Source organism: Achromobacter sp. UMC71 (assembly GCF_014170305.1).
In the GTDB taxonomy this organism is placed as follows: Bacteria; Pseudomonadota; Gammaproteobacteria; order Burkholderiales; family Burkholderiaceae_B; genus Achromobacter.
In genome coordinates, this window is the sequence record NZ_LZZT01000037.1 from 1 (window position 1) to 25,366 (window position 25,366).

The following is a 25,366-nucleotide window of genomic DNA, read 5'->3' on the forward strand; positions in this document are numbered from 1 at the left end:
GCTTGAAGGGGCGCCAGCGGGGTGGGACGCGGGGTGTTGGAATCGGACGCTGCGGGACGAATGAGAAATGCTAAAATCCGCCCGCTGACCCGGTTTGACCGGTATGGGAATAGGGCGAATGAGATTCGCCTTTTTTTATGCGTTTTCGTGCGGCCCGGGGCGGAAGTCTCCTCCCGTGTGCGGCAACAGGGATTCCATGTTCGAATTTATTCGCAGCCATCGGCGCTGGATGCAGTTCATCCTGCTGCTTCTGATTGTGCCTTCCTTCTTCCTCGTCGGGATTCAAGGCTATGACAGCTTCATGCGCCGCGAGCCTGAATTGGCTACGGTCGCTGGCCAGCCTATTTCCCGCGCCGAGTTCGACCAGGCGCACCGCAACCAGCTGGAGCAATTCCGTCAACGCCTGGGCGCGCAGTTCGACCCCGCGGTGATCGATACGCCGGCGCTGCGCGAAAGCCTGCTGAACCAGCTGATCAATCAGCGCCTCCTGGCCAATGTGGCCGTGGACAACCGTTTCTCGGTGTCCGACGAAACGCTGCGCAACACCATTGCCGCGATTCCGGAAGTCCAGGACAACGGCCGTTTCTCGCCCGAGCGCTATCGCCAGGTGCTGGCCGCCCAAGGCATGTCGCCCACGTCGTTCGAGGCCGGCCTGCGCCGCGACCTGGCCGTGGCCCGTGTGCTGGAGCCCGTCGGCCAGTCGGCCCGCGCGCCGTCCGAAGTGGTGACCACGCTGGAAACCGCCTTGACGCAGCAGCGCACGGTGCAGCTGCGCCGCTTCGCCGCCGCCGATTTCCGTTCTCAAGTGACGGTCACGCCGGCTGACATCCAGACCTGGTACGACACCAACAAGCAGCAATTGCAGATCCCCGAACAGGTGCAGGTGCAATACCTGGTGCTGGACGAGGCCGCCGCCACACAAGGCGTGACGGTCAAGGACGAGGACCTGGCGTCCTACTACGAGCAGAACAAGAATCGCTTCGGCCAGCCCGAGCGCCGCCGCGCCAGCCACATCATGATCGAAGTGCCCGCGGGCGCCTCGGAAGATGCGCGCAAGGCCGCCCGCGCCAAGGCGGAAGACCTGGCCAAGCAGGCCGCGGCCGACCCGGCGCAGTTCGCCGAGCTGGCTCGCAAGAATTCGCAGGACGCCGGTTCGGCCGCCAACGGTGGCGACCTGGGCTGGCTGGCGCCGGGCATGCTGTCCGGTCCGCTGGAAAAGGCGGTGTTCAGCCAGACCAAGGACCAGGTGTCGGGCGTGGTGGAAAGCCCGTCGGGCTTCCACGTGGTCAAGGTCACGGAAATCCAGCCCGCCGCAGTCAAGCCGCTGGCCGAGGTCAAGGAGCAGATCACCGCTGAAGTCCGCAAGCAATTGGCCGCCGCGCGTTTCTCGGATATGGCCAGCCAGCTGAACAAGCAGGTCTACGACCAGCGCGACAGCCTGCAGCCGGCCGCCGACGCGGTGGGTCTGAAGCTGCGCACGGCCTCGGGCGTCACCCGCGAAGGCCTGCTGCCCGCCGGCCAGGCTGGCCCGGGTTCCGCCGTCGACAGCCCGGATGCCGCGCTGCTGGACAACCCGCGTGTGCGCCAGGTGGTGTTTTCGCCCGACGTGCTGCGTGAAAAGCAGAATTCCGGCGTGATCGAACTGTCGCCCGACACGATGATGGCGATCCGCGTGGCCGCGGTTGAACCCGCCCACATTCCGCCGCTGGACAAGGTCAGCGATTCGATCCGCGCCAAGCTGCTGGACGAGCGCTCGGCCGAGGCTGCCAAGAAGGCCGGCGAAGCCGCGCTGGCGGCCGATCAGGCCAATCCGGCTGCCGCGCCGGAGGGCTTCGGCGGTCCGCTGATGGTGTCGCGCCAGGATCCCAAGAGCCTGCCGCGCCCGGTGCTGGACGCCGTGATGCGCCTGCCGGCGTCCAAGCTGCCGGCCTACACCGGTGTGCAATCGGGTGCCGACTACACGCTGGTGCGCCTGGAGAAGGTCGACGCCGGCACGGTTGACGCCGCCGACAAGGAGCGCCTGGCGCAGCAGTTGTCGGGCGCCTGGGGCCAGGCCGAAAACGAAGCGCTGGTGCGCATGTTGCGCGAAGAATATAAGGTACAGGTGCTGCCGGCCGCCGCCGAGGTCATCCGGGGCGACCAGCCCCAGCAAGCGGCGGGCTGATCCGCCGCGCCACGCTTATTGCAGGAGTGGCCGCAGCGCCGGCCACACATTGTCCAGCAACTGGGCCTGGGCATCCTCGTTGGGATGGATGCCGTCGGCCTGGAACATCGCCCGGTTCGTTGCAATGCCTTCCATCAGGAAGGGCACGAGCCGGGCGTTTTCGTCTTTGGCGACCGTCGGGAACACCTGGGCAAAGCGTTGGGTGTAATCGCGGCCGTAGTTGGGCGGGATCTGCATACCCACGATGACCACCTGGGCATCGGCCTTGCGGGCCGCCTGCGCCATGGTGCGCAGGTTCTGTTCCGTCATGTTCAGCGGCAGGCCGCGCAGCGCGTCGTTGGACCCCAGTTCCAGCACCACCACCGCCGGCTCATGCTGGCGCAGCAGCGCGGGCAGGCGCGCGACGCCGCCGCTAGTGGTGTCGCCGCTGATGCTGGCGTTCACCACCTTGTACTTCGGGTATTGTTCGGTAAGCCGGGCCGACAGCAACGGCACCCAGCCGGTGCCGCGCTTGATGCCGTATTCGGCGGCCAGGCTGTCGCCCACCACCAGCACGGTGCGCAGCGCGGAACCCTGGGCCGCGGCGGCGGTCTGAGCGTGGGCGGGCGCCAAGAGGGCGGTCGCGAGGGCGGACGTAAGTAGCAGACGGGGAAATAGGCGCATGGATAGCAAGAATTCGATCGAGGTGAAAGGGCTGGGCAAGCGGGTAGCCGATGCCGGCGGGACGCTGTCTATCCTGGAAGACATCGATTTTACGGTGGCGGCGGGCAGCGCCGTGGCCATCACCGGCAGCTCCGGTTCCGGCAAGTCCACTTTATTGGGACTCTTGGCGGGCCTGGATGTTCCCAGCTCGGGCAGCGTGCGCCTGGCCGGGCAGGACCTGTTCGCGCTCGACGAGGACGGCCGGGCGCGCCTGCGCGCCAATCACGTGGGATTTGTGTTTCAGTCGTTTCAGCTGCTGCCGAACCTGACGGCGCTGGAAAACGTGATGCTGCCGCTGGAATTGGCCGGCCAGCCGGCCCGCGAGGCTGCGCAGGCCATGCTGGAACGGGTGGGGCTGGGCGCGCGGCTGCATCATTATCCGCGCACCCTGTCGGGCGGCGAGCAGCAGCGGGTGTCCCTGGCCCGTGCGTTCGTGGTGCAGCCGGACCTGCTGTTCGCGGACGAACCCACCGGCAGCCTGGATGCCGCCACGGGCGTGACGGTCATCGACCTGATGTTCGACCTGCACCGGGAACACGGCACCACCCTGGTGCTGGTGACCCATGATCCGCAGCTGGCCGCGCGTTGCGCCAGCCAGCTGGTGCTGGCGGCCGGACGCGTGGTCCAGTAGGGGTCTGCCCGTCGGGCCTGCGCAAAGGGCGCCCGCGGGCCGGCGGCCGGCAGGCCTGGCGGCCCGCCGGATAGCCTCGCTTATTTGGCCTTGGCGACCGCCTGGTTCCAGGCCGTGACCACCGCTTCATATTCCTTGGCCGCCGCGTCCTGGCTGACCGGGAAGATCTTGATGCTCTTGAAGTCGGGCAGGGTGGTCAGGCTGGCCACCGCGATGTCCGTGCGGGTGGGGCGGCGGAAGTTCTTCACCAGTTGCGCTTCCTGGGCTTCCTTGCTGAGCAGGCCGTCGTACAGCGCCTTGGCCGCATCCAGGTTCTTGGCGCCCTTGATGATGAACATGCCTTCGGGCGCCAGGTAGCTGCCCTCGGACGGGTAGACCAGCTTGATTTCCTTCTGGCCGCCGGCCACGTATTCCTGGGCGGCGTATTCCAGCGTCATGCCCACTGCGTATTCGCCTGCGGCGACGCCCTTGTAGGTGGTGCCGGACGAGGCCGTGACCACGGCGTTGGCGGCGATCTTGTCCAGGCCTTCCTGGCCAAACTGCTTGTACAGACCGTAGACCAGCATGTAGGCAGTGCCGCTCTTGGACGGATCGGTGATGGCGAACTTGCCCTTCCATTGCGGCTGCATCAGGTCCGACCAGGTGGCCGGGGCCGGCAGGCCCTTGAGCTGGCGCTCGTTGACCATCAGCACCATGATGTGCACGTTGGTGCCCACCCACAGATCATCCGGGCCGCGGAACTCGGCGGGAATCTTGTCCAGATCGGGCGAGCGGTAGGGCTGCAGATGCTGGCGATAGGCGCCCAGGGTGCCGAAGCCGCCGCTCCAGAACAGGTCGCCGCGCGGGTTCTGCGCTTCGGCTTCGATGCGCTTCATCATCGTGCCCGTGCCGCCGGTCACCGGCTGCACGTTCAGCTTGGGCGACTTCGCCTTGACGGCGTCCAGCGCGGTTTCGATGGTCTCGGTGTTGTTGGACGAATACAGGACCACGTTCTGGGCGTGCAGGGCGCCCGAGGCCAGGGTGGCGGCCAGCAGGCCGGTTTGCAGGAGGTGTTTGAGTTGCATGGGAAGCCTTTGGTGGGTGCGGGTTATTTGCCGGAGAAAAGCTTGATGCGGAACGCTTTGACCGACACGATGATGGGCAGCACGATCACGGTCACCAGGGCGGCGCCGTAGGCCGAGGCCATGCCCAGGCGGCCGCCGTCGACCTGACGGAAGATGGCGATGGGCATGGTTTCCAGCCCGCCGCTGTAGGCCACGATCGAGGCCGATAACTCGGAAATCGTGGTCAGCCACATCAGGATGGCGGCCGAGATGATCGAAGCCTTCATGGCGGGCAGGATCACCTTGAAGAAGGTCATCAGCGGCGACACGCCCAGGCTGATCGACGCTTCCTCGATCGAGTCGGGGATGTTGAACAGCACCGACGAGGCGTTGCGCACCGCGAACGGCAGCCGCCGCACGGCATAACACAGCACCATGATCCCGGACGTGCCTGCCAGCACGAGCCAGCCGGTGTTGAAGGTCTGCACCAGCGCAATGCCCAGCACCGTGCCCGAGATGGTCAGGGGCAGCACCACGATGTAGTCCAGCACCTGGGTGAAGGCGCTGCGCTTCTTGATGGTCAGGTAGCTCACCAGCACCGCGAAGGCCACGCCGGTGACCGTGGCCAGCGAGGCGAACTTCAGCGAATTCAGGATGGGTTCCGGCGCGCCGTGCAGCGCGCGCTGCATGCTGGCCAGCGACCACGAGCCCCATTGCATCACCGGGCCGCTGGTCTTGGTGAAGGCCGCCACGAATACGATCACCAACGGCAGCATCGACACCAGGATCACGAACCCGACGCCGCCGGTGTAGAGCAGGGCCGTCCAGGACCGCACGCGGCGCGCGGCCGGCGCGCGGCCCTGCGTCATGGTGTAGACCTTGCGTTCGACCACGCGCTTCTGGATGAAGAGCACGATGGCGACGATGGCGATGGACACCACCGACATGGCGCTTTGCAGCGTGGGGCTGCCGCCCATTTCGCTGACGAAGGTGTTGTAGGTCATGACCGACAGGAGCGGCACGCGGCTGCCCAGCAGCATGGCCAGCGCGAAGTTGCCCACCACCAGGGTGAACACCACCAACGCATTCACCAGCACCGCCGGCAGCAGCACCGGCACCAGCACGCGCAGCTTGGTCATGAAGGGCGGGGTGCCCAGGCTGAGCCCGGCTTCTTCCAGCTGGCCGTCAAAGCCGCGCAACGCGGCCAGCACACCCAGGTAGATGTAGGTGTAGTAGACCAGCGTCATCGAAAACACCATGCCGGTCCAGCCGTAGAACGACGGCAAAGCGATGCCCGCCTCGCCCAGCAGGTTGGTCAGGATGCCGTTGTTGCCCAGGATCAGCAGCCACGACTGGCCCACGATGATCTCGGGAATCACGATGGTCAGCACCGGCAGGATGGCCACCAGGTTCTTCAGCGGGAAGTCGTAGCGGGCCACCATGTAGGCGAACGGCACGCCCACCAGGATGGTGCAGGTGGTCACCGCCAGCCCCAGCACCAGCGTGTTGCCGAAGGCCTCCAGGTATTGCGAATCGGCCAGCAGGGCCTTGAAGCCTTCCAGCGAGAAGCCGCCGTCCTGGCCGGTGATGCTGTTGCTGAACAGCACCCCCAGCGGATACAGCACGAAAAACAGCAACAGCGTCAGGCTGATTGCGGTCAGGATGCCCCAGGGCCACCATTTGATCTTCATGGCGCGGGCGTCCTCAGGCGTTCACGACGCGGCTATCGGCGGGGATCAGCACCTGCACCGCTTCGCCCGGCTGGAATTGCGCCACCATATTGCCCGCGTGCAACTCCACGCGGATTTCCGAGCCGTCCTGCAGCCCGATACGGTAGGCGGTCTTGAAGCCCAGGTACTGGCGCCGCAGCACCTTGCCGGGCAGCGTGTTGGGCACATACGGGGCGGGGGCCATCAGCGCCAGTTCCTCGGGGCGCGCGATCAGCATGGCGCGGTCGGCCAGCTCGGCGCCGCCCAGCGTGCCGTCAAAGCCCAGTCCGCACAGCTCGTAGCGCACATGCCCGGCCGGCGCGCCCGTCAGGCCGCCGCGGGCCGGCACCGGGATCACGTTGGCCGAGCCGATGAAGTCGGCCACGTAGGCGTTGACGGGGGTGCCGTATAGTTCCTCGGGCGTGCCCAGCTGGGCGATGTTGCCGCTGTCCATGATGGCGATGCGGTCGGACATCGCCAGCGCTTCTTCCTGGTCGTGCGTCACAAACACGGTGGTGATGCCGGCTTCGCGCACCAAATCCAGGATCACGTCGCGCATCTGCAGGCGCATCTTGGCGTCCAGATTGGACAGCGGCTCGTCCATCAGCAGCACGCGCGGACGGATCACCAGGGCGCGCGCCAGGGCCACGCGCTGGCGTTGGCCGCCGCTCATCTGCGCCGGGTAGCGGTCGGCCAGCGCCAGCAGACCGACCTTGTCCAGCGCCTCGTTGGCGCGGCGGGTGGTCTCGGCGCGGCCCACGCCGCGGGCGCGCAGGCCATACGCGACGTTGTCGAACGCGCTCTTGTCGGGAAACAGCGCGTAGTCCTGGAACACCATGCCGATGTCGCGGCGGTGCGCGGACACGTGCGTCACGTCGTCCTGGTCGAACAGCAGGCGCCCGCCGTCGGGCGCGTAAAAGCCCGCGATGCAGCGCAGCAGGGTGGTCTTGCCGCAGCCGCTGGGGCCCAGCAGCGTATAGAACGCGCCGTCGGGAATATGCAGCGACAGGTTGCGCAGCACTTGCTGGCCGCCGAAGGTCTTGATGATGCCGTCTACCGTGATGGATGCCATGAAAGGTTCCTGCTTGGGATTGAGCGCATCATAGGAAGGCCCGCCGCCGCCCACCAGCGGTGTTTTTTAAGGCTAGTCGTTAGATTTTCTAAGAGGTCGGCGCCGCCGCAATCCCCTAGAATGCGGCTCATAGCGCAGGCGGATCGTGACGCACCGGCGTAAAAAAACAGATGACAAGGGAAAACGTGGGAAACAGCAGCAAAGCCTGGCGCCGTCGCGGCGCGCGGGCGGACGTCGCCTGACATGGCGGGCCCGAGCCTGCCGCCGCTGAAAGCCTTGCGGGTATTCGAGGCCGCCGCGCGCCTGCGCAGTTTCACTGCCGCTGCCGACGAGCTGAGCATCACGCACAGTGCGGTCAGCCAGCAGATCCGCATCCTCGAAGACTACGTGGGCCAGCCGCTGTTCGCGCGCGAGGCGCGCGGCGTCACGCTGCTGCCTTGCGCGCAAGCCTATTTTCCCGAGGTCCAGGCCAGCCTGGAACGCATCGCGGCGGCCACCGCCAAGTTGCGCTCGCCCAGCTACGGCGGCTTGCTGCGCGTCAGCGCCACGCCGTCCCTGACCATGAAATGGCTGATCCCGCGGCTGTCGGCGTTCCAGGCGCTGCATCCGGGCATCGACGTGCAGTTGAGCACCCAGGGCCGTTCATTCCTGGACCGCGGCGACGATGCCGGTAGCGATGTCCGGATCCGCCACGGCTATCTGGCCCATCCCGAGATGGCCTGTGTACATTGCCTGGATGATTTCCACGTGCCGGTGGCCTCGCCGCGCTTCATCGAACGCAACCGGCTGGCCACGCCCGCCGACTGTCTGCGGCACCCGCTGCTCAAGGTGTCCAGCGGCATGGACCATTGGCCGCGCTGGTTCGCCCTGGCCAAGGTAGACGTGCCGGCGCAGTTGCCGGGTCCCGTGTTCGATCACCAGTTCCTGTGCATGCAGGCGGCCATGAACGATCTGGGCATCGCGCTGGCGCCCTGGTGCCTGTTGCAGGACGACCTGCTCGCGGACCGGCTGCGGCCCGTCTTCCTGGAGCCGCGGCTGCCCAATGCCGGTGTCCATGCCCTGTACCGGCAGGAAGGGCCTGCCGCCACCGCGGCGCGGCATTTCATCGACTGGCTGGGTCGCCAAGCCCGCCACCCCCTACCCGAACAATAGAAGGACGCCGTCCATGCAAGAATCCTCCAGCGCTTCCGGCCTGCAATGGCGCGGTATCGCGCCGCCGCTCAAACTGTCGGACTACAAAGTCATTGCGTTCGACATGGACTCGACGCTGATCGCCATCGAGACCCTGGACGAAATGGCCGACCTGATGGGCAAGAAGGCCGAGGTGGCCGCCCTGACCGAAGCGGCCATGCGCGGCGAGATCACCGACTACAAGCAAAGCCTGCGGCAACGCGTGGCGCTGTTGGCGGGCATGCCGCAGGCGGGGCTGGACGAGGTGTACGAACAGCGCCTGCGCCTGAATCCCGGCGTGGAAACCCTGATCGCGGCGTGCAAGGAAGCGGGCCTGTTCTGCCTGCTGGTGACGGGCGGCTTCACCTGCTTTACCGACCGCCTGCGCGTGCGGCTGGGGCTGGACGACGTGCGCGCCAATGTGCTGGAAATCGAAGATGGGCGCCTGACCGGCCGTTTGCTGGCGCAACCGTGGGGCGACCTGTGCGACGGCGAGGAAAAGCGCCGCAAGCTGCTGGAAGTCTGCGCATCGCTGGGCGTCGGCCCCGAGCAGGCCATCGCGGTGGGCGACGGCGCCAACGACCTGCCGATGCTGCGCACCGCCGGCCTGTCGGTCGCCTATCACGCCAAGCCGGCGGTGCGCCAGCAGGCCAAGGTCGCCATCGACCAGGGCGGGCTGGATCAGCTGCTGCGGCTGTTTTCGCCGGCGGAGCATTGATACCGGGTCGCGCCAGGCGTAATCTAATGCGCGACGACGCGGACAGGCGCCGGATTAAAGCTTCCCGCGAACGCGCCGTAAATCAGGAGAGAGGGCATACCGCCTTCCCGTACCTGCTTGCGCAAAGGAAATGCCATGATCATTTCTGGATCCGTTCGTGCGTTGCTCGTCGTTGCTGCCCTGAGTCCCACGCTTGCCACCGCTGGTCCGGCGGACGGGACGATTCATTTTCAGGGCGCCATTGTTGACGCTACCAATTGCCGGGTCACCGGTGTGAGCACCGGTCAGGCGCCGGTCGCGCAATTGCAGTGCCAGACCCGCAGCGGGCTGGGTCAGGCCAGCCAGGCCGATCTGCAGGCCCGCAGCGTCACGACGCGGGTGGAACAGGTGGTTCTGAAGACCGATAGCCGCGGCCAGCCGATGCAGTATGGCCGGATCGTGACGCTGACCTATCGGTAGGCGGCCGCCGGACGCGAGATCCGGCGGGCAGGGTGGCAAGCCAGGCTGGCGGCCTCAGGCCGCGATCAGCCCGGGAATCTTCACGTCCGGGTCCACATCGGCCTGGTAGTCCACGCCGTCGATCTCGAAACCGAACAGGCGCAGGAATTCCTGCTTGTAGCCGGCGAAGTCGGTCATGTCGTACAGATTTTCCTTCGTGACCTGATGCCACAGGGCCTGCACCTGCGCCTGCACGGCCGGGGCCAGCTCCTTGTAGTCGGCGCGCAGACGGCCTTCGGCGTCCAGGATCGGCGCATCGCCGCACAGGCTGTCGCGGTACAGGCCGTAGACCTGCTCGATGCAGCCTTCGTGCGTGCCCTGTGCTTTCATGACCTTGAACAGCAGCGACAGATACAGCGGCATCATCGGGATGGCCGAGCTGGCTTGGGTGACCACCGCTTTCAGGACCGACACGCGGGCATCGCCGCCGCGCGCGGCCAGCTTGGCGCGGATGTCCAGCACCTTTTGGTCCAGGTCCTTCTTGGCGGCGCCAATGGAGCCGTTCCAGTAGATGTCGTGGGTGATCTTTTCGCCCAGATAGGTGAAGGCGGTGGTGGTGGCGCCTTCGGCCAGCACGCCGGCCTGGAGCAGGGCGTCGATCCAGAACTGCCAGTCTTCACCGCCCATCACGGCCACGGTGCCGTCGATTTCCTCCTGGGTGGCCGGCTCCAGCACCGATTCCTTGATCACTTCCTTGTCCGTGTCCAGCCCGCGCAGATTGACGGCATGGCCGATCGGCTTGAGGGTGGAATTGAACACTTCACCCGTCTTGGGGTGCGTGCGGCGCGGCGCGGCCAGGCTGTAGATCACTTGGTCGACCTGGCCCAGGTCTTGTTTGATGGCGGCGATGGCCTGCGCCTTGACGGCGTCGGAAAAGGCATCGCCATTGATGCTCTTGGCGTACAGGCCTTCGGCGCTGGCAAACTTGTCGAAAGCGGCGCTGTTGTACCAGCCCGGCGTGCCGGCCTTGCCGGCTTCGGGCGGACGTTCGAAGAACACCCCCAGCGTCTGTGAGCCGCAGGCGAAGGCTGCGCTGATGCGGGCGGCCAGGCCGTAGCCGGTGGACGCGCCGATCACCAGCACGCGTTTGGGCCCTCCGGATATCGGACCCTGGGCGCGGACGTAGTCGATCTGGTGCTTGACGTTGGCTTCGCAGCCGACGGGATGGGTGGTGACGCAGATGAAGCCGCGCACGCGGGGTTTGATGACCATGAAGACCTCGTTCAGGGAATGCCGGGGAGGCGCCCGCGCGACAGGCGGGAAGCGCCGAGCATTGTACGGGAGGCGGGCGCGCCTGGCCGGGGCAGCCCGCACACGTCAGGCGCCCGGGAACTAGCGGGCGTCGGCCCCCGCGGCTGCCATCGCCAGCGCGCGGCCGCGGCGCCACTCGACCAGGCCGATGCCGATGCCGCTGGCGCAGATGATGGCGATGCCCAGCCAGGTGAGCGGGTCGGGGAAGTGGTCCCAGACCAGCCAGCCGACGGTGGTGGCGCTGATGATCTGCAAATAGATGAAGGGCGCCAGCGTGGACGCGGGCGCGCGGCGGTAGGCGGCGATCTGGAACAGGTGGCCCAGGCCGCCGGTGACGCCGGTGGAGATCAGCAAGGTCCAGTCCAGCGGCGTGAGCGACTGCAATACCGGCAGGGCGGGGGGCAGAATGAAGGGCAGGGCCAGCGTCAGGCAGCCCGTGCCCACCGCGCCGCTCCAGATCAGCGAGGTGAACGGATCGTCGCCGGCCACGCGGCGCGTGGCGATGAATTGGGCCGCAAAGCAACAGGCCGTGATCAGGCCGAAAATGGTGCCGACCGGATGCAGCCCGCCGCCTGGGCGGATCACGATGACCACGCCGATGAAGGCGATGCCCGCAGCGACAAAGCGCGACAGCCGGGCCGGTTCCTTCAGCACCCAGGGCGCCAACGACAGCACCAGCAGCGGCGCCAGGAAATTGATGGCGGTGGCCTCGGCCTGGGGAATGTAGCTGAGGGTCGTGAAGAACATCAGCGTGGCCAGGAACATCGAGCCGCCGCGCAGGATCTGTTCGCGCGGCTTCTTGCTGCGCAGCACGCCCAGTCCGCGGGTGGGCAGCACCAGGGCCAGCACCAGCACCAAATGCACCGCATAGCGGAACCACGACAGCACCAGCAGCGGCACCCCCGCGTTCATGACCCATTTGCCGCTGGCGTCCAGGCAGGACAGGGTCCACATCGACAGCACCAGCAACAGGATGCCAACGAGCGGGCCGCTGGCGGCGGATGCGCCGCGTGGCGGGCGACCGGTAGCGGCCGGGGACATGGACAGACTCCTTGTGCGCGAAGGGGGCCGCGGGCAGGGTGCCGGGGCGGCTGACATGATACGCTCATCGCGCCGGGGGAAAAGGCTCATGATCGAACTACGCAACATAGAAACATTTTTTTGGGTGGCCACGCTGGGGAGCTTTCGCGCGGCCGCCGACAAGCTCAACACCACGCAGCCGGCGGTGTCACAGCGCATCGCGTCGCTGGAAGCCGACCTGGGCGTGCAGTTGTTCGAGCGCGACGCCCGGGGCGTCAAGCTGACGGGCAAGGGCCACGAACTGCTGTCGCACGCCGAACGCATGCTGCAGGTGCGGCGCGACATGTTCGAAGCGGCGCGCGCGCAGAACGTCATGACCGGCACGGTGCGCATCGGCGTGGCCGAGACCATCGTGCAGACCTGGCTGCCCACGCTGATCGAACTGGTGCATACGTCGTATCCGGCGCTGGTGCTGGAAATCGAGGTGGACACGACGCATGTGCTGCGTTCACACCTGATGGCCCGGCAGATCGACCTGGCCTTCCTGATGGGGCCGGTGCTCGAGGCGCGGGTCGAGAACCTGCCCCTGTGCACGTATCCGCTGGCATGGGTCGCCAGTCCCTTGCTGGAGCTGGGGCCAGAACCGCTGACGCTGGAGCGCATCGGCCGGCTGCCCATCATCACCTATCCGTCCAACAGCGCGCCGTACCGCGTGGTGCGCGACATGCTGACGCGCGCGGGCGTCGCGTCGCCGCGCATGTACGGCAGCGCCTCCATGTCCATGGTGGTGCGCATGACGCAGGACGGCATCGGCACCAGCGTGATCGCACCCGTGTTCCTGGGCAAGGAACTGGCGCGCGGTGAGTTGCGCATCCTGCAGGTGGACGCCGATCCGCTGCCGGAACTGAGCTTTACGGCGACCTGGGTGCAAGGCCCGGACAGCCATGCCGTCCGCCTGATCGCGCAGATGGCGCAGAAGGTCGCGGCGCAGGCCGGCGACAGCATTCCCGCGTAGGTGTTTTCCCCAAAGGGCAAGTCGCGGCCGGCATGAAAGCCGGCTGCGGCGCTGCCGCGCCCGTCGTCCGCAATGTCCCGCAAAGCCGCATGGTTACTGGTTGCGCGGCCGATGCCAACGTTTGCCGCGGCGAGACCCAAGAAATATTTATACCCCCACATCGCAACATACGATTGGACGCTGGGCGCCCCTGACGCTGCAATGGCGGCACATCAGAGAAGGCCTGGAGACACGGGCCGGGGGAAAAACCGACTCCTCTGACGTTTCGATTTCTACCCGCGCGCGAACAGGGTAACGGGGACCTGCGCGCGGCAGACCATCCCGCCAGCCAGGAGTGTTGTCCATGAAGAAGTCGCTTGTTCTAGCCGCCGTCGCGGCCAGTCTGTTGACGGGCGCCGTACAGGCGCAAGACCTGCCCAAGACCCATCTGAAAGTGGTGGGCGGCCTGTCCAACCTTACCGCCTACAACGATTACGAGAAGCCTTTCTGGACCAAGACCGTGCCGGAAGCCTCCAAGGGCCAGGTGACGGCGGACATCAAGGGCTTCAACGAAATGGGCCTGAAGGGGCCCGAGCTGCTGCGCCTGATGTCGACCGGCGTGGTCGAGTTCGGCACCGCCACGCTGTCGTACTTCGCCAGCGACAACCCGATCAACGAGGCCATCGACCTGGCCGGCCTGGCGCCCGACGTACAGACGGCGCGCGCGGTCACCAATGCGTTCGAGCCGGTCTACGCCCGCCTGTACGGCGAAGGCAACAACGTCAAACTGTTGGGCATTTCAACCTATCCGGCGCAGGTGCTGTTCTGCAACGCCGACATCAAGGGCCTGGCCGACATCAAGGGCAAGAAGGTCCGCACCAGCAGCCGCACCACGGCCGAGTTCGTCGAGGCGCTGGGCGGTTCCAGCGTCACGATGGCGTTCGGCGAAGTGGTGCCGGCGCTGCAGAACAAGGTGGTCGACTGCGCCATCACCGGATCGCTATCGGGCTACTCCGCCAAGTGGTACGAAGTGTCGACCCACCTGGTGGCCCTGCCGATCAACTGGAACCAGCAGATCCACGCGGTCAACCAGAAAGCCTGGGACAAGCTCGATCCGAACGTCCGCACGTTCGTGCAGGCCAACGTGAAGACGCTGGTCGACAACATCTGGGATGCCGCGGCGCGCCAGACGCAAGAGGGCTATGACTGCAATACCGGCGCCGCGGCCTGCCCGTACCCGGTCAAGGGCAAGATGGTGCTGGTGCAGCCGTCGGATGCCGACCGCGCGCTGCTCAAGAAGGTCACGCAGGAAGCCGTGCTGCCCAAATGGGCCGCCCGTTGCTCCGCGCAATGCGTCAAGGATTTCAACGCCACCGTCGGCAAGACGCTGGGCGTGACCGCCAGCAAGTAAACGCGGCGGCGCGCCGTTTTTCCACGGCGCGCCCGCGCTTCCCCATCGAGGCCGGCTCCGGCCGCAAAAGGCTTTTTCATGACCCGATCCGAACACTTCCGCCTGCTGGGCGGGTTGCTGCGGCGCGCCGAGACCTGCTCGCGCATGGCCGTATGGGCGGGCGGCGCGTTGACCGTCGCCAGCGTCCTGCTCATTTCCTTCGACGTGCTGGCCCGCAAGTTCCTGGGCTTCAACACGGGCGGCGCGGACGAACTGTCCAGCTACGCCTTCGCCATCAGCACGTCGTGGGCGCTGGCCTTCGCCACGCTGCAACGCGCCAACGTGCGCGTGGACGTGCTCTACCAGATGCTGCCGGTGCGTGTATCGGCCTTGCTGGACTGGATCTCCATGGTCGCCCTGGCGGTCTTCATGGTGTTCCTGACCTATTACGCCTACGAGGTGGTGCAGACTTCCTGGGCCCAGAAGTCGGCGGCCAATACGCCGTTGGCCACGCCGTTGTGGATTCCGCAGGGCCTGTGGGTGCTGGGGCTGGCGTGGATGTGCGTGACCGTGGCGCTGATGCTGGCGCGCGCGTCGGCCGCGCTGGTGACCGGCGACCTGGCGCTGGTCAAGGAGATCTGCGGCGTGCGTTCGGCGCAGGAAGAGGCCGATGAAGAAGCCGCCGCTGGCGAGCGCATGGTGAAAGGAGCCTCGGCATGATCGCGACCGCCCTGACTTTGCTGCTGGTGCTGATCGGCCTGTCGATTCCCGTGGGCGCCGCCCTGGGGGTGCTGGGCCTGATCCTGGACCCGATGTTCTCCATGCTGCCGCTGTCGCGCGCGATCGGCGAGATTTCCTGGAGCACGAACAATGAATTCCTGCTGGTGGCGATTCCGCTGTTCATCATGCTGGGCGAGGTGCTGCTGCGCGCCGGCTTTGCCGAACGCATGTACGGCGCGATGAGCCTGTGGCTGTCCTGGCTGCCGGGCGGCCTGATGCACGCCAACATCGGCGCCTCCACGTTGTTTTCGGCCACCTCGGGCTCCAGCGTGGCCACGGCCGCCACGGTGGGTACCGTAGCTATCCCGCAGATCCGCAAGTACGGCTACAACGAGCCGCTCTTCCTGGGCAGCCTGGCGGCCGGCGGCACGCTGGGGATCCTGATCCCGCCGTCGATCAACTTGGTCATCTATGGCGTATTGACCAATTCCTCGGTGCCCAAGCTGTATCTGGCCGGCATCATCCCGGGGTTCGCGATGGCGGCCCTGTTCATGCTGACGGTGGCGATCGCCTGCCTGGCCAAACCGTCATGGGGCGGCAAGAAGATCCAGGCTACCTGGGGCGAGCGTTTTGCCAGCCTGGTGCACCTGGCGCCGCCCATGGGGATCTTCCTGCTGGTGGTGGGATCGATCTACGCGGGCCTGGCCACGCCGACCGAGGCCGCGGCGCTGGGCGTGCTGGGCGCGCTGATCCTGGCTGCCTGGTTCCGCCGCCTGACGTGGACCATGCTGCGCGAAGCGATGGAAGGCACCATGCGTTCCACCGCGATGATCATGCTGATCGTCGTTGCCGCCAGCTTCCTGAACTTCGTCATGTCGGCGACCGGGCTGACCGATGCGCTGACCCAGTCGATTACGGGCCTGGGGCTGTCGCCGGGCTGGATGCTGCTGATCGTGATCGTGTTCTACCTGGTGTTGGGGTGCTTCATGGAAACACTGTCCATGATGATCACGACCATCCCCATCGTGGCGCCGATCATGATCGCATTGGGGTACGACCCCATCTGGCTGGGCATCATCATCATCATCCTGGTCGAAGCCGCGCTGATCACGCCGCCGGTGGGGCTGAACCTGTTCGTGGTGCAGAGCCTGCGCAAGAGCGGCTCGATGGGCGCCGTGATCGTCGGCAGCCTGCCGTTCGTGCTGGCGATGTTCCTGATGCTGGCGCTGCTGTCCTGGTGGCCGGACCTGGCCCTGTGGCTGCCGCGGGTGTTCGGCTAGCGCCACCGCACCGGGCGCGGTCCGTGCCGCGCCCATTTTCTATTTTCCCTACGCAGGATATCCATGAAAGCCGTATTCCAGATTGAAGCCGAAGTCCCCCGCCAGATCGAGGTGGACGTCAAGACCCTGATCGTGGCCGGCTGGGCCGGGCGTGACATGGCCGCCATCGAGCACCACATCGAAGAACTGGCCGCCATCGGCGTGCCGCGCCCCAGCAGCGTGCCGCTGTACTACCGCATCGCCGAGAACCAGTTGACCCAGGCCGAACGCGTGCAGGCGCTGGGCGGCGATTCGTCGGGCGAGGTCGAGACCTTTGTATTCGCGGCGGACGGCGAGATGTACGTCAGCATCGCTTCAGACCACACCGACCGCAAGCTGGAGACGGTCAGCGTGGCCATGTCCAAGCAGGTCTGCATCAAGCCGGTCGCGGCCCAGGCCTGGCGCCTGGCCGACGTGGCTGGCCATTGGGACGAGCTGATCATCCGCTCCTGGATCGTCGAGAATGGCGTTCAGGTGCTGTACCAGGAGGGCCCGCTGTCCTCGCTGCGCACGCCGCAGGAACTGATTGCCGGCTATACCGGCGGGGCCGCCGTGCTGCCCGAAGGCGCCGGCATGACCTGCGGCACGGTCGGAGCCATCGGCGGCATCCGCCCGGCGGCCGATTTCACGATGGAACTGTACGATCCGCGGCGCCAACGCAGCCTGCGTCACCGTTATCATGTGGACAGCCTGCCCGTGGTGGCCTAGGCAGCTGCGGTGATACCGGCGCGCCTTGCGCTGCGGGCGCGCCCGTCCGTCCATATTTTTCACGCCGCCCCGGCGGCATCTGGAACCTTATGCTTTCGACCCTGAACGACCTGACGGCGGCCCTGAACGACGGCCGCGCCACCTCCGTGCAACTGACCGAGGCCGCGCTGGCGCGCGCCGCGGACCCGGCGGGCGAGGGCGCCCGCGTCTTTACCCGCCTGTACGCGGATTCGGCCTTGGCCCAGGCCCGCGCGTCCGACACGCTGCGCGCCGCCGGCATCGTCCGCTCGGCCATCGAAGGCCTGCCGGTCAGCATCAAGGACCTGTTCGACATCGAAGGCGAAACCACGCTGGCCGGTTCCGTGGCGCGCGAAGGCGAACCGGCGGCTGACGCCAACGCCGAAGTCGTGCAACGCCTGATCGCCGCGGGCGCGGTCATCATCGGCCGCACCAACATGACCGAATTCGCCTATTCGGGCCTGGGCATCAACCCGCACTACGGTACCCCGCTGAACCCCTGGGACCGCGCCACCGGCCGCATTCCCGGCGGCTCCTCGTCGGGCGCCGCCGTGTCGGTGGCCGATGGCATGGCCGCGGCCGCCATCGGCTCGGACACGGGCGGCTCGGTGCGCATTCCCGCCGCGCTGTGCGGCCTGACCGGTTTCAAGCCGAGCGCCTGGCGCGTATCGATGGAAGGCGTGCTGCCGCTGTCGGCCAACCTGGATTCCATCGGCCCCATCGCCGCCAGCGTGCGCTGCTGCGCCGAGCTGGACGCGATCCTGTCGGGCGAGGGCGGACCGGTGCCGGATGCGCTGCCGCTGCGCGGCCTGCGCCTGGCCGTGCCCAAGACCCTGGCGCTGGACGCCATGGACAAGCATGTGTCCGACACCTTCGCCCGGACGGTGGCTCGCCTGGTCGAAGCCGGCGCCCTGGTCGACGAAATCGCCATCCCCGAATTCGCCGAAGTGGCCAACATCAACGCCAAGGGCGGCTTCACGGCCGCCGAGGCCTGGGCCTGGCACCGGGCGCTGATCGAGCGCGCCGGCAAGCGCTACGACCCGCGCGTGGTGTCGCGCATCCTGCGCGGCAAGGACATGAGCGCCGCCGACTACCTGGACCTGCTGGATGCCCGCGAAGCCTGGGTGGCCGCGGTGGACCGCCGCATCGCCGGCTATGACGCGCTGATCATGCCGACCACGCCCATCGTCGCGCCGCCCGTGGCGGATCTGGCGGCCTCCGATGACGCCTATTACGCGGCCAACGGCCTGATCCTGCGCAATCCCACCCTGATCAATTTCCTGGATGGCTGCGCGCTGTCGCTGCCATGCCATGCCGACGGCACCGCACCGGTGGGGCTGATGATTGCCGGCAGCAACGGCGCCGACCGCCGCATCCTGGCCATCGGCCTGTCGGTCGAAGACCTGCTCGCCGGACGTTGACGCGCCACGGGGCCGCCGCGGCGGCCCCGGGCAACGGTGTCGATGACGGCTGGACACGCACTGGTATACGCGGCAAGCTGACACCATGATTGATCTGCGCAACATCGAGACGTTTTTCTGGGTGGCCACGCTGGGCGGCTTCCGCGCGGCCGCCGAAAAGCTCAACGCGACCCAGCCGGCCATCTCCCAGCGCATCGCGTCGCTGGAAGCCGACCTGGGCATCCGTCTGTTCGACCGCGACGTGCGCGGCATCAAGCTGACGGGCAAGGGACGCGAATTGCTGTCCCACGCCGAACGCATGCTGCAACTGCGGCGTGACATGCAGGAAGCGGCCCGTGCCAAGAGCATCATGAGCGGCACCTTGCGGTTGGGCGTGTCCGAGACCATCGTCCACACCTGGCTGCCCACCCTGATGGAGTACCTGCACGACGCCTACCCGGCGCTGATGGTCGAAATCCAGGTGGACACCACCACCATGCTCAAGACCCAGCTGGCCTCACGCCAGATCGACCTGGCGTTCCTGCTGGGCCCGATGGAAGAGCCGCGGGTCGAAAACCTGTACCTGTGCAATTACCCGCTCAGCTGGGTCGCCAGCCCCAAGCTGAAGGTCGGGCGTCTGCCGATCGGCCTGAAGCGCCTGGCGCAGTGGCCGGTCATCACCTATTCGTCCACCACCGATCCGCATCGCGCCGTGCGTCAGCTGCTGCAGCAGGCCGGCGTGGACGCGCCGCGCATGTACGGCAGCTCCGCGCTGAGCGTAATCGTGCGGATGGCGCTGGATGGTATCGGCACGGCCGTGATCGCGCCCGTGATCCTGCAAAAAGAGCTGGCGCAGGGCGAATTGCGCCTGCTGGATGTCAAGGCGCCGGCCTTGCCGCCGTTGCACTACACGGCCTGCTGGATGCAGGGGCCGGACAGCCAGGTGCCGCGGGCCGTGGCCGAAGCCGCGCAGCAGATTGCGCGCGATGAGGCGTTGCGCCATCCGGCAAAACCCTGATAAGGAATTCTGATCGGGGTCTATCGCAACATATGATTAGACGCGGGCCCCCAGTTCCGGTGCAATGCCCCCATACCAATACTGGCGCAAGGGGAATAGCAATGGCATTCGATTCGGCAGCCCGTCACAGCATCGAACTGGCGCGCCGCGCGCGGCTCGACGCCCGCAGCGGCAAACTGACCGGGCCCACGGCGAATCTCGCGCCGGGCCACGTGCAGGCCAACCTGGCGATCCTGCCGCGCGCGCTGGCGGCCGATTTCCTGCATTTCTGCCAGCGCAACCCCAAGCCGTGCCCCTTGCTGGCCATGTCCGAACCGGGCAACCCCGCCTTGCCCGAACTGGGCCAGGACATCGACATCCGCTCCGATATTCCGCGCTACCGCGTCTGGCACGACGGCGAACTGGTGGCCGAGCCCACCGACGTGCGCGACATCTGGCGCGACGACCTGGTGTCGTTCCTGATCGGCTGCTCGTTCTCGTTTGAAGAAGCGATGCTGGACAACGGCCTGCCCGTGCGTCATATCGAGCAGGGCTGCAACGTGCCGATGTATCGCACCAGCATCCCGACCCACGCCGCGGGCGCATTCGGCGGCCCGCTGGTGGTGTCGATGCGGCCGTTGAAGGCCGCGGACGCCATCCGCGCTATCCAGGTCACTTCACGTTTTCCCTCGGTACACGGCGCGCCCGTGCATATCGGCGACCCCGCGTTGATCGGGATTGCCGACATCAACCGGCCGGACTATGGTGACGCGGTGGAGATCCGGCCCGGCGAGCTGCCCGTGTTCTGGGCTTGCGGCGTGACGCCGCAGTCCGTGGTGGCAGCCGTGCGTCCCGAATTCTGCATCACCCACGCGCCGGGCCACATGCTGGTCACGGACCTGATCAACAGCCGCATGGCCATTCTGTAGGCCGCGCAGGCATTCTCAGCCAACCGTCAGCACATACACGCTAGAAACAGCGCCACAGACAGGAATCATCGACCACACGCACGATCACGCAGTCAGCATCACAGGCGCCCGCTACCGGGCGCGCCAAGCAGCTTTGGTTTTGCCTCCAGAACGATCCATGACAGGACAAGGGGAAAAGGCGACAGAAGTTCAGGCCTCACCGCCTTCCGGCTATCGGAGGGTGGCGGGTTGCCGCAAGCCCGGATTGGCCGGGCCCGGGGCCGCGGGCCCCGCAGATTGCATTGCTTTCACAGTGGAATTTTTCCAGGAGTCTGGTAATGAAGATGAAGCTCATTGCGGGTGTCGCCGCGAGTCTGGTGCTGCTCGCCGCCGCGCCGCTGCAGGCACAGGCGCAGGTCAAGACCGTCAAAATCGGCGCGATTTATCCCTTGTCCGGCGCGCTCGCGTCCACCGGCGCCGAAATCAAGGCCGCGGTGGAACTGGCCGTGGACATCGTCAACAATCCGCATCCCGAACTCGAGGGCATTCCGCTGGCCGCAGGCGCCGGGCTGCCCGCGCTGGGCGGGGCCAAGATCGAAGTGGTGTTCGGCGACTCGCAGGGCAAGCCTGAAGTGGGCCTGGCCGACGCGCAGCGCCTGATCGACCAGGAAAAAGTGGTGGCCCTGACCGGCGCCTACCAATCGGCCGTGACCAAGACGGCCAGCCGCATCGCCGAACAGCGCGGCATTCCCTACCTGAACGGCGAATCCAGCAGCCCGGACCTGACCGAGCGGGGCTACAAGTGGTTCTTCCGCACCTCGCCCAACGATGATACCTTCGTCGAAAACATGATGCAGTTCCTGGACACCATCAAGGGCACGCCTACCGGCAAGATCGCCGTGGTGTACGAGAACACCGACTTCGGCGTCAACACCTACAAGGCCGTCGAGAAATTCGCCAAGCAGTACAAGCGCGAAGTGGTGGCCAACATCGCCTACAGCGCCGGTTCGGCCTCGGTGACCGCCGAAGTGCAGAAGCTTGCCGCGGCCAAGGCCGACGTGGCGATCTTCGCCAGCTACACCTCGGATGCCATGCTGTTCGTGCGCACCATGCGTGAAAGCAAGTACGCGCCGCCGGTGCTGCTGGCCAACGACGCCGGCTTCATCGATTCGCGCTTCGTGCAGGAAGTGGGCCCGCAAGTGCAGGGCGTGCTGACGCGTGATGTGTGGGGCAATGACGTTGCCGCCGCCAAGGCCGGTCTGAAAAAGATCAACGACATGTACAAGGCCAAGACCGGCAAGGACCTGAATGGCAATAACGCCCGTTCGATGCAGGGCGTGCTGGTGCTGGCCGACGCCATCAATCGCGCCGGTTCCACCGATCCGGAAGCCATCCGCAAGGCATTGGCGGCCACCGATCTGGGCGAGTCGCAAGTGGCCATGCCCTGGGCCGGCGTGAAGTTCGACGACAAGGGCCAGAACACCAAGGGTTCGGGCCTGATCCTGGAACTCAAGGGCTCGTCGTACCAGACGGTATGGCCGGAAAAGTACCGCAGCGACAAGACGCTGCCCACGCTGCCGTTCTCCTGGAAGTAATCACCAGACGTGGCGGGCCGCGGGGGCCCGCCACAGGAGCACTCCATGTTTGAAGCTCTCTCCGCAGGCCTGTTCAACGGCCTGATCTATGCCGCCGTCGCGGTGGGGCTGGCGCTGATATGGGGCATTACCGACGTCATCAACTTCGCCCACGGCGAATTCCTGATGCTCGGCATGTATGCCGCCTATTGGCTCTATACCCTGGGTCACATCGACCCCACGCTGTCGGCGCCGCTGGTCGCCATCGTGCTCGCGTTCGTCGGTTTCCTGACCTACGCGCTGATCATCAAGCGCTTGCAGAAAGGTCCGGCCATGGCGGTCATCCTGGCCACCTTCGGCTTGGGCCTGGTGTTGCGCCAGCTGGCTTTCATTGCCTTCAGCCCCGACTATCGCAGCCTGCCCGACACGATGGTGTCCGGCAGCGTCACGCTGGCCGGCATTTCGCTGGGCCGTCCGCAAGTGGTGACCGGCCTGATCGCGCTGGTGGTCATCATTGCGCTGTTCATCCTGGTGTACCGCACGCGCTGGGGCCATGCCTTGCAGGCGGTCGCCGAAGACCGGCAGGTGGCGGCGCTGGTGGGCATTTCGCCGGATCGGGTCAACGCCCAGGTCTGGATGCTGGGCAGCGCCGCGGTGGGTCTTGCCGGTGCGCTGCTGACCACGTTCTTCTACGTGTTTCCGTCGGTGGGCACCGTGTTCGGCCTGCTCGCCTTCGTGGCCGTGTGCATGGGGGGCTTCGGCTCGCTGCCCGGCGCGTTCGTCGCGGGCATCCTGATCGGCATCATCGAGGCGATGACGGGCTACTTCGTGGCGCCGGCCTTGAAGACCGTCAGCGTGTTCATCCTGTTCATTCTGGTTCTCTGGTACCGGCCGCGCGGCCTGTTCGGGCGGTGGTGACATGACGACGACACAGAAAATCGATGGCGCGTCCTCGGGCGTGCCGAAATGGCCGGTGGCCGTGGCCCTGGGCGTGGCGGTGCTGATGGCGCTGGTGCCCTTGATTGTCACCGACTCGTTCACGCTGCAGGTGCTGCTGCTGGCCATCATGTTCGGCGCGCTGGGCGCGTGCTGGAACCTGGTGGGCGGCTTTCTCGGGCGCATTTCCTTCGGCCACAGCGTGTTCGTGGGCGTGGGCGGTTATACGACCTTGCTGTTGCTGCACCACTTGAAGCTCACGCCGCTGCTCGGCATTCCGCTGGGCGGCCTGATCAGCGCGGCGCTGGCCTGGCTGGTGGGCGGCCCCACGCTGCGCCTGTCCGGCCATTACTTCGCCATGGCCACCATCGCGCTGCTGCAGATCGGCTTGCTGCTGCTGATCAACTGGGAGTGGGCGGGCGGCGCCGTGGGCCTGGAAGCCCCGATCGGCGATGCGGCCTGGATGTTGCTGTTCCGCAGCAAGGTGCCGTATTACCTGATCGCGGTCGGTCTGGCGTTCCTGACGTTCTGCGCGACCTATTTCCTGGTGCATTCCAAGATCGGCTTCTACTGGCGCGCGATCAACGGCGACGAGGCCGCGTCGCGCAGCCTGGGCGTTCCGGCGGACCGCTACAAGATGCTGGCCTTCGTGCTGTCGGCGGGCATGACCGGCGTCTGGGGCGGCTTTTTCGCCATGTACGTGGGCTTCATCGATCCGGAATCCATGTTCAGCCTGACGATGTCGGTGCAGGTGGTGCTGGTGGCCATCCTGGGCGGCGTGGGCACGCTGATCGGGCCATGGCTGGGCGCGGCGGTGCTGCTGCCGTTGTCGGAAGGCACCCGGGTGCTGTGGGGCAGTTCGGGCCTGGGCCTGGACCTGCTGATTTTCGGGCTGGCGATTCTGCTCGTCACCCTGTTCCTGCCAGGCGGTCTGGTGACATTGAGGAGGCGCCGTGGCTCTTCTGGACGTTAACAACCTGACCAAGCGCTTCGGCGGCCTGGTCGCCAACAAGGACATCTCCTTGTCGGTCGATGCCGGCGAAATCGTCGCCATCATCGGTCCCAACGGGGCGGGCAAGAGCACGCTGTTCAACGGCCTGGTGGGTCATCACGAGCCCACCTCCGGCACGGTGACGTTCGGCGGCGAATCCATGATCGGCCGCCGTCCCGAGCAGGTCGCCGCGATGGGCCTGGTGCGCACTTACCAGATCCCGCGCAGCTTCGGCCAGATGACGGTGCTGGAAAACGCCATGGTCGGCGCCTTGCTGCGCCATCCCCGGCTGCCCGATGCGCGGCGCGCGTCCGCCAAGGTGCTGGAGCTGGTCGGCCTGGCCGACCGCGCCAACACCCTGGCCGCCGAACTGAACGTAGCGGGGCAGAAGCGGGTCGAGCTGGCGCGCGCGCTGGCGACCGAGCCGCGCATGTTGCTGCTGGACGAAGTGGCCGGCGGCCTGAATCCGGCCGAGGCCATCGCGCTGGCCGAAATCCTGCGCGGCATTCATGCCGCGGGCGTCACGCTCATCATCGTCGAGCATGTGCTGGAGGTCGTGATGCGGCTGGCCCAGCGGGTCCTGGTGCTGAACTTCGGCCAGATGATCGCCGAAGGCGCGCCGCAGGACATCGTGCGCAATCCCGCCGTGATCGAAGCCTATCTGGGGAGAAAGCACCGTGCCTGAAGTGATGTTGAAGGTAGAGAACCTGAGCGTGGCCTATGGCGGCGTGCAGGCCGTGCGCGGCGTGTCCCTGGAAGTCCGTACGGGCGAGATCGCCGCGCTGCTGGGCGCCAATGGCGCCGGCAAGTCCAGTACGCTCTTGGCCATCATCGGCTCGGTCAAGCCCAAGGAAGGCCGGGTGGTCTTCGAAGGGCGTGACATCACGGGGACGCCGCCGGACCAGCTGGTCAAGCAGGGCATCGCGATGATTCCGGAGGGCGCGCGCGTGTTCGCGCGTCAGCCGGTCGAGCAGAACCTGCGGCTGGGGGCCTACACGGTGCGCGACGAACGCATCTACCAGGAGCGGCTGGACAAGGTCTACGCCTTGTTCCCGCGCCTGAAGGAGCGCCGCGAGCAGTTGGCGGGCACCATGTCTGGCGGCGAACGGCAGATGCTCGCCATCGGCCGCGCGCTGATGAGCGGCCCGCGCCTGTTGCTGATCGACGAGCCCAGTCTGGGCCTGTCGCCCTTGCTGGTCGAGCAGGTGTTCGACGCCCTGGCTGCGCTGAACCGCGACGATGGCCTGTCGGTGCTGCTGGTCGAACAGAACATGGCCCAGGCGTTGGAAGTGGCGGCGCGCGCCTACGTGATGCAAAGCGCGCGCATCGCGCTGTCGGGTGATGCCGCCGAGCTGGCGGCGTCGGACGAGGTGCGCCGCGCGTATCTGGGGATGTAGCGGGAACTGACGCCAGACGAAAAAAAGCCCATCGCG

Annotated in this window: 24 protein-coding genes; 18 read left to right on the forward strand and 6 right to left on the reverse strand. The window is 66.7% G+C overall.

What is annotated here, in order from left to right; all coding sequences use genetic code 11:
* Positions 1–196 precede the first annotated feature (196 nt).
* Entirely contained in the window at positions 197–2,164 is a 1,968-nt protein-coding gene (locus A9974_RS17825) for a SurA N-terminal domain-containing protein (protein WP_183005503.1), read from the forward strand.
* A gap of 15 nt (positions 2,165–2,179) precedes the next feature.
* On the opposite strand, the gene A9974_RS17830 is transcribed toward A9974_RS17825, so the two are convergent.
* Positions 2,180–2,827, reverse strand: coding sequence for an arylesterase (locus tag A9974_RS17830; RefSeq protein ID WP_183005504.1), 648 nt, complete (start codon positions 2,825–2,827; stop codon positions 2,180–2,182).
* Between A9974_RS17830 and A9974_RS17835 the strand changes: the two genes are divergently transcribed.
* Positions 2,826–3,497 (forward strand): ABC transporter ATP-binding protein, encoded by a 672-nt coding sequence (locus tag A9974_RS17835; RefSeq protein WP_183005505.1) that lies wholly within the window; start codon positions 2,826–2,828, stop codon positions 3,495–3,497. The two genes, A9974_RS17830 and A9974_RS17835, sit on opposite strands and share 2 nt — an antisense overlap.
* Positions 3,498–3,577: 80 nt before the next feature.
* On the opposite strand, the gene A9974_RS17840 is transcribed toward A9974_RS17835, so the two are convergent.
* The 3 genes from A9974_RS17840 to A9974_RS17850 are packed head-to-tail and all read right to left on the reverse strand — an operon-like array spanning position 3,578 to position 7,321.
* Positions 3,578–4,561, reverse strand: a complete 984-nt coding sequence (locus A9974_RS17840; RefSeq protein WP_183005506.1) for an ABC transporter substrate-binding protein — start codon at positions 4,559–4,561, stop codon at positions 3,578–3,580.
* Between the two features lie 23 nt (positions 4,562–4,584).
* The gene (locus A9974_RS17845; protein WP_183005507.1) at positions 4,585–6,231 is read right to left on the reverse strand and encodes an iron ABC transporter permease; all 1,647 of its coding nucleotides are present in this window, start codon (positions 6,229–6,231) and stop codon (positions 4,585–4,587) included.
* Positions 6,232–6,244: 13 nt separating this feature from the next.
* Complete coding sequence (locus tag A9974_RS17850; protein WP_183005508.1) at positions 6,245–7,321, reverse strand: ABC transporter ATP-binding protein; 1,077 nt, start codon at positions 7,319–7,321, stop codon at positions 6,245–6,247.
* Positions 7,322–7,564: 243 nt separating this feature from the next.
* On the opposite strand from A9974_RS17850, the gene A9974_RS17855 reads away from it, so the two are divergent.
* The 3 genes from A9974_RS17855 to A9974_RS17865 all read left to right on the forward strand — a co-directional run bounded on the left by A9974_RS17855 (position 7,565) and on the right by A9974_RS17865 (position 9,668).
* A complete protein-coding gene (locus A9974_RS17855) occupies positions 7,565–8,473 on the forward strand; it encodes a LysR substrate-binding domain-containing protein (RefSeq protein WP_183005509.1) in 909 nt (302 codons plus the stop codon).
* 13 nt (positions 8,474–8,486) lie between these two features.
* Complete coding sequence (gene serB / locus A9974_RS17860) at positions 8,487–9,209, forward strand: phosphoserine phosphatase SerB (protein ID WP_183005510.1); 723 nt, start codon at positions 8,487–8,489, stop codon at positions 9,207–9,209.
* Between the two features lie 135 nt (positions 9,210–9,344).
* Positions 9,345–9,668 (forward strand): type 1 fimbrial protein, encoded by a 324-nt coding sequence (locus A9974_RS17865; protein WP_183005511.1) that lies wholly within the window; start codon positions 9,345–9,347, stop codon positions 9,666–9,668.
* A gap of 54 nt (positions 9,669–9,722) precedes the next feature.
* On the opposite strand, the gene fabV is transcribed toward A9974_RS17865, so the two are convergent.
* Both fabV and A9974_RS17875 read right to left on the reverse strand, forming a co-directional pair.
* Positions 9,723–10,919, reverse strand: coding sequence for an enoyl-ACP reductase FabV (gene fabV, locus A9974_RS17870; RefSeq protein WP_183005512.1), 1,197 nt, complete (start codon positions 10,917–10,919; stop codon positions 9,723–9,725).
* A gap of 120 nt (positions 10,920–11,039) precedes the next feature.
* Complete coding sequence (locus tag A9974_RS17875; protein ID WP_183005513.1) at positions 11,040–11,999, reverse strand: DMT family transporter; 960 nt, start codon at positions 11,997–11,999, stop codon at positions 11,040–11,042.
* Between the two features lie 88 nt (positions 12,000–12,087).
* On the opposite strand from A9974_RS17875, the gene A9974_RS17880 reads away from it, so the two are divergent.
* The 13 genes from A9974_RS17880 (at position 12,088) to A9974_RS17940 (ending at position 25,330) form a co-directional block, all read left to right on the forward strand.
* Positions 12,088–12,993, forward strand: a complete 906-nt coding sequence (locus tag A9974_RS17880; protein WP_183005514.1) for a LysR family transcriptional regulator — start codon at positions 12,088–12,090, stop codon at positions 12,991–12,993.
* A gap of 343 nt (positions 12,994–13,336) precedes the next feature.
* A complete protein-coding gene (locus tag A9974_RS17885) occupies positions 13,337–14,383 on the forward strand; it encodes a TRAP transporter substrate-binding protein (protein ID WP_183005515.1) in 1,047 nt (348 codons plus the stop codon).
* Positions 14,384–14,461: 78 nt separating this feature from the next.
* Positions 14,462–15,082, forward strand: coding sequence for a TRAP transporter small permease subunit (locus A9974_RS17890; RefSeq protein ID WP_183005516.1), 621 nt, complete (start codon positions 14,462–14,464; stop codon positions 15,080–15,082).
* Positions 15,079–16,362 carry a TRAP transporter large permease gene (locus A9974_RS17895; RefSeq protein ID WP_183005517.1) on the forward strand — a complete coding sequence of 428 codons (1,284 nt, stop codon included), beginning with the start codon at positions 15,079–15,081 and terminating at the stop codon, positions 16,360–16,362. Before A9974_RS17890 ends, A9974_RS17895 begins: the two co-directional genes overlap by 4 nt.
* Positions 16,363–16,425: 63 nt before the next feature.
* Positions 16,426–17,109 carry a DUF2848 domain-containing protein gene (locus tag A9974_RS17900; protein ID WP_183005518.1) on the forward strand — a complete coding sequence of 228 codons (684 nt, stop codon included), beginning with the start codon at positions 16,426–16,428 and terminating at the stop codon, positions 17,107–17,109.
* An 89-nt stretch (positions 17,110–17,198) separates the two neighbouring features.
* Complete coding sequence (locus tag A9974_RS17905; RefSeq protein ID WP_183005519.1) at positions 17,199–18,548, forward strand: amidase; 1,350 nt, start codon at positions 17,199–17,201, stop codon at positions 18,546–18,548.
* An 85-nt stretch (positions 18,549–18,633) separates the two neighbouring features.
* The gene (locus A9974_RS17910) at positions 18,634–19,545 is read left to right on the forward strand and encodes a LysR family transcriptional regulator (protein ID WP_183005520.1); all 912 of its coding nucleotides are present in this window, start codon (positions 18,634–18,636) and stop codon (positions 19,543–19,545) included.
* Positions 19,546–19,646: 101 nt separating this feature from the next.
* Entirely contained in the window at positions 19,647–20,453 is an 807-nt protein-coding gene (locus tag A9974_RS17915) for a putative hydro-lyase (protein WP_183005521.1), read from the forward strand.
* Between the two features lie 317 nt (positions 20,454–20,770).
* Positions 20,771–22,027 (forward strand): ABC transporter substrate-binding protein, encoded by a 1,257-nt coding sequence (locus A9974_RS17920; protein WP_183005522.1) that lies wholly within the window; start codon positions 20,771–20,773, stop codon positions 22,025–22,027.
* A gap of 45 nt (positions 22,028–22,072) precedes the next feature.
* A complete protein-coding gene (locus A9974_RS17925; protein ID WP_183005523.1) occupies positions 22,073–22,924 on the forward strand; it encodes a branched-chain amino acid ABC transporter permease in 852 nt (283 codons plus the stop codon).
* Between the two features lies 1 nt (position 22,925).
* Entirely contained in the window at positions 22,926–23,915 is a 990-nt protein-coding gene (locus tag A9974_RS17930; RefSeq protein ID WP_183005524.1) for a branched-chain amino acid ABC transporter permease, read from the forward strand.
* Positions 23,896–24,618, forward strand: coding sequence for an ABC transporter ATP-binding protein (locus tag A9974_RS17935; protein WP_183005525.1), 723 nt, complete (start codon positions 23,896–23,898; stop codon positions 24,616–24,618). Before A9974_RS17930 ends, A9974_RS17935 begins: the two co-directional genes overlap by 20 nt.
* 4 nt (positions 24,619–24,622) lie before the next feature.
* Positions 24,623–25,330 (forward strand): ABC transporter ATP-binding protein, encoded by a 708-nt coding sequence (locus A9974_RS17940; RefSeq protein WP_183005615.1) that lies wholly within the window; start codon positions 24,623–24,625, stop codon positions 25,328–25,330.
* Positions 25,331–25,366: the final 36 nt, after the last annotated feature.

Excerpts from the sequence above, each read along its gene's own strand:
- serB (WP_183005510.1), top strand. The coding sequence starts at position 8,487 with ATGCAAGAATCCTCCAGCGCTTCCGGCCTGCAATGGCGCGGTATCGCG.
- A9974_RS17845 (WP_183005507.1), bottom strand. The coding sequence starts at position 6,231 with ATGAAGATCAAATGGTGGCCCTGGGGCATCCTGACCGCAATCAGCCTG.
- A9974_RS17865 (WP_183005511.1), top strand. The coding sequence starts at position 9,345 with ATGATCATTTCTGGATCCGTTCGTGCGTTGCTCGTCGTTGCTGCCCTG.
- A9974_RS17890 (WP_183005516.1), top strand. The coding sequence starts at position 14,462 with ATGACCCGATCCGAACACTTCCGCCTGCTGGGCGGGTTGCTGCGGCGC.
- A9974_RS17915 (WP_183005521.1), top strand. The coding sequence starts at position 19,647 with ATGGCATTCGATTCGGCAGCCCGTCACAGCATCGAACTGGCGCGCCGC.
- A9974_RS17930 (WP_183005524.1), top strand. The coding sequence starts at position 22,926 with ATGACGACGACACAGAAAATCGATGGCGCGTCCTCGGGCGTGCCGAAA.
- A9974_RS17850 (WP_183005508.1), bottom strand. The coding sequence starts at position 7,321 with ATGGCATCCATCACGGTAGACGGCATCATCAAGACCTTCGGCGGCCAG.
- A9974_RS17885 (WP_183005515.1), top strand. The coding sequence starts at position 13,337 with ATGAAGAAGTCGCTTGTTCTAGCCGCCGTCGCGGCCAGTCTGTTGACG.
- fabV (WP_183005512.1), bottom strand. The coding sequence starts at position 10,919 with ATGGTCATCAAACCCCGCGTGCGCGGCTTCATCTGCGTCACCACCCAT.
- A9974_RS17895 (WP_183005517.1), top strand. The coding sequence starts at position 15,079 with ATGATCGCGACCGCCCTGACTTTGCTGCTGGTGCTGATCGGCCTGTCG.
- A9974_RS17830 (WP_183005504.1), bottom strand. The coding sequence starts at position 2,827 with ATGCGCCTATTTCCCCGTCTGCTACTTACGTCCGCCCTCGCGACCGCC.
- A9974_RS17880 (WP_183005514.1), top strand. The coding sequence starts at position 12,088 with ATGATCGAACTACGCAACATAGAAACATTTTTTTGGGTGGCCACGCTG.
- A9974_RS17920 (WP_183005522.1), top strand. The coding sequence starts at position 20,771 with ATGAAGATGAAGCTCATTGCGGGTGTCGCCGCGAGTCTGGTGCTGCTC.
- A9974_RS17905 (WP_183005519.1), top strand. The coding sequence starts at position 17,199 with ATGCTTTCGACCCTGAACGACCTGACGGCGGCCCTGAACGACGGCCGC.
- A9974_RS17875 (WP_183005513.1), bottom strand. The coding sequence starts at position 11,999 with ATGTCCCCGGCCGCTACCGGTCGCCCGCCACGCGGCGCATCCGCCGCC.
- A9974_RS17825 (WP_183005503.1), top strand. The coding sequence starts at position 197 with ATGTTCGAATTTATTCGCAGCCATCGGCGCTGGATGCAGTTCATCCTG.
- A9974_RS17855 (WP_183005509.1), top strand. The coding sequence starts at position 7,565 with ATGGCGGGCCCGAGCCTGCCGCCGCTGAAAGCCTTGCGGGTATTCGAG.
- A9974_RS17940 (WP_183005615.1), top strand. The coding sequence starts at position 24,623 with ATGTTGAAGGTAGAGAACCTGAGCGTGGCCTATGGCGGCGTGCAGGCC.
- A9974_RS17925 (WP_183005523.1), top strand. The coding sequence starts at position 22,073 with ATGTTTGAAGCTCTCTCCGCAGGCCTGTTCAACGGCCTGATCTATGCC.
- A9974_RS17835 (WP_183005505.1), top strand. The coding sequence starts at position 2,826 with ATGGATAGCAAGAATTCGATCGAGGTGAAAGGGCTGGGCAAGCGGGTA.
- A9974_RS17910 (WP_183005520.1), top strand. The coding sequence starts at position 18,634 with ATGATTGATCTGCGCAACATCGAGACGTTTTTCTGGGTGGCCACGCTG.
- A9974_RS17900 (WP_183005518.1), top strand. The coding sequence starts at position 16,426 with ATGAAAGCCGTATTCCAGATTGAAGCCGAAGTCCCCCGCCAGATCGAG.
- A9974_RS17840 (WP_183005506.1), bottom strand. The coding sequence starts at position 4,561 with ATGCAACTCAAACACCTCCTGCAAACCGGCCTGCTGGCCGCCACCCTG.